At 69.9% G+C, this 3,209-nt stretch carries 1 protein-coding gene; it reads left to right on the plus strand.

The features are described from left to right. Positions 1-3,209: non-ribosomal peptide synthetase (locus tag BG55_RS17145; RefSeq protein WP_034940067.1), on the plus strand; the 3,209-nt coding region annotated here is incomplete at both ends.

The following is a 3,209-nucleotide window of genomic DNA, read 5'->3' on the forward strand; positions in this document are numbered from 1 at the left end:
ACCGCCGTCGAGTGCGGCACGGAGACGCTCACCTACGGCGAGCTCAACGCCCGGGCCAACCGCCTGGCCCGCCACCTCATAACCCTCGGCGTCTGCCCCGATACGCGCGTGGCGGTCTGCATGCAGAAGGGACCGGCACTCATAACCGCCCTGCTCGCCGTCCTCAAGGCCGGCGGCGCCTACGTCCCGCTCGACCCGGCCTACCCGGATGAACGCCTGCACTTCATGCTGGACGACTGCGGGCCCGTGGTTATCCTGACCGCCGGCGAGGCCGCACGCCGCACCGCAACCGCCGGTGACACTCGTCTCATCCGGCTTGAAGACGACGGAGAGTGGGCGGGCCTGGACGACGGCAATCCCACACCGGCGGGGCTGACTCCCGCCCACCTCGCCTACGTCATCTACACCTCCGGCTCCACCGGGCAGCCCAAGGGCGTCATGGTGGAGCACCGCAGCCTCGCCAATCTGGCGGAGTGGCACCGCGCCTGTTTCGGCCTCCCGGCCGGCGCCCGCACGGCCAGCACGGCCGGCGTGGCTTTTGGTGCATTCACCTGGGAAGTGTGGGCGGCGCTCTGCGCGGGGGCGCTGCTGGCGCTGCCGCCCGGCCGGACGGCGGCGGATCCGGCGCGGCTTCTGGGGTGGTGGCAGGAGCAGGAGGCCGACAGCGGTTTTCTGGTCACGCCGCTGGCCCAGGCCTTTCTCGGCTCCCCGCCGCCGCCCCGCCTGCGCACCCTCTTCACCGGCGGAGACCGGCTGGGAAATCTGCCAGGGAATCCGACTTTTCAGGTTATAAACAATTATGGTTCCACCGAAACAACTATTATTGCGACCTCCGGTGTTCAGGAGCCCCTTTCAGAAACACATGTTGGATACCCGATCGCCAACACGCGCGTCTACGTGCTGGATGGCCGGGGCGAGCCGGTGCCCCCCGGCGTCCCCGGCGAGATCTACGTCGGCGGGGCCGGCGTCGCCCGCGGCTACCTGAACCGCCCTGAGCTCACGCAGGAGCGCTTCCTCCCGGACCCCTTCGCCGGCGAAGGCCGGATGTACCGCACCGGTGACCGCGGCCGCTGGCGCCCGGACGGGGCGCTGGAATATCTGGGGCGCCTCGACGACCAGGTCAAGATCCGCGGCTACCGCATCGAGCCCGGCGAGGTGGAGGCGCAGCTGCTGCGCTGCCCCGGGGTGCGCGAGGCGGTGGTGGTGACGCGGGGGGACGGCCCTGACCGGCAACTGGTGGCCTACGTGCTGGCCGGCGAGGCGCCGGACGTGGCGGCCCTGAAGCGGCAACTGGGGGCGGCGCTGCCGGCGTACATGGTGCCGGCGGCGATCGTGTCCCTGGCGGCCTGGCCGCTGACGCCCAACGGCAAGGTGGACCGGCGGGCGCTGCCGGCGCCGGACGCCGGCGCGCTCGGGCAGGCGGGCTATGCGCCGCCGCAGGGTGAGACCGAGTGCCTGCTGGCGGAGCTGTGGGCCGAGCTGCTGCGGGTTGACCGGGTGGGCCGCCACGACAACTTCTTCGCGCTGGGCGGCCACTCGCTGCTGGCCGTCCGCCTCATGGCCCGGGTGCAGCAGGCAGGGCTGCCTGGCGATGTGCACACCCTTTTCACCGCCCCAACCCTGAGCGCCCTGGCCCTGGCCCTGACGGGAGGCGAGGCCGGTTCACCGGCCACCGGGACGGCGGATAATGCCGCGCCCGACCAGACGGACTGGATGCACCTGCCCGCCGGACAGCGTGCGGTCATCGCCGCCGCAGTATCCGGCGGAGCGGAAAACATACAGGACGTCTATCCCCTGGCCCCGCTGCAGCAGGGTATCCTTTTTCATCACCTGCTGCACACTGACGATGACCCCTACCGGCTGAACTGTTACCTTGCTTTTGCCTCAGTCAGGCTGCTGGACGGCTTCACCGCCGCGCTGCAGAAGGTCATTGACCGGCATGACATACTGCGCACCAGCGTGGTGTGGGAAGGGTTGCCGGAACCCGTACAGGTGGTGTGGCGGACGGCCCGTTTTAGCCTTGAGGAATCCGGAGTGGACGGAGTGGACGGGCTGAAGGCGCACGCCGCCGCCGCTCCGCTTGATATCCGGGAAGCCCCGATGATGCGCGGCTTCATGGCGGCGGCGGCCGGCGGCCGGGCGTACCTGGCGCTGCAGCTCCACCACATGATCGCCGATCACGTGTCGAGCGAGCTGATCATGCGCGAGGTGCGGGCCCTGATGGCGGACGATGATGCGGCGCTGCCCGCGCCGGTTCCGTTCCGCCGCTTCGTACTGCGCGCCGGCGCGGCTGACGCAGGGGGAGCAAGTCGCGCCTACTTCCGGTCGCTGCTGGCCGGGGTTCCTGGCCCGGCCCTGCCGTACGGGCTGACCGGGATCCGGGGAAGCGGGAGTGGCCTGCTGAGCATCAGTACCTCCGTCGGGGACGGACTGGCCCGCCGGGTGCGCCGGTGCGCCGGTGCGCTGGCCGTAAGTCCGGCAGCCCTGCTTCACCTTGCATGGGCCCGGGTGCTGGCGGTCATTTCCGGCAGCGACGACGTGGTATTCGGCACGGTTGTGCTGGGCCGCGGGGAAGGCGATTCGCTGCATGCCGGAGCCGTGGGTCTGTACATCAACACGTTGCCGGTGAGGATCGGCGTGCAGGAGGTGACGGTAGCTGAGGCCGCAGAGGCGGCGCACCTGCAGCTTTTTAGCCTGATGAAACACGGGCATGCGGCGCTGCCGTCTGTGCAGGAAGCGGCCGGATGGCCCGCGGAGGTGCCGTTGTTTGCCTGCCTGATGAACTACCGGCACACCCCGACAGATGAAGTGGCGGGGAGCGGAATGGTGAGCGAAGGAGTACAGATCCTGGCGGGAGAGGAGCGGCAGAACTATCCCCTTGCGCTGCTGGCAGACGATACGGACCGCGGCTTCCGCCTTGAGGTACAGGCAGACGGCAGCATTGAGGCCGGACGTGTTCTCGGCTATGCGCTGCACGCCCTTGAGGGGCTGGTCACGGCTCTGGAAGAGTCGCCGGCGACGGCGGTTTATGACATTAAGGTGATGGACGGGGCAGAACGGCGCACGGTGCTGGAGCAGTACAACGCCACGACCGCCGTGCCGCCGGCGGGACCGGTGCACGTCCTGTTCGAGGCGCACGCGGCGCGGACACCGGACGCGACCGCCGTCGAGTGCGGCACGGAGACGCTCACCTACGGCGAGCTCAACGC

The sequence above is a fragment of the Erwinia mallotivora genome (assembly GCF_000590885.1).
GTDB classification, from domain to species: Bacteria; Pseudomonadota; Gammaproteobacteria; order Enterobacterales; family Enterobacteriaceae; genus Erwinia; species Erwinia mallotivora.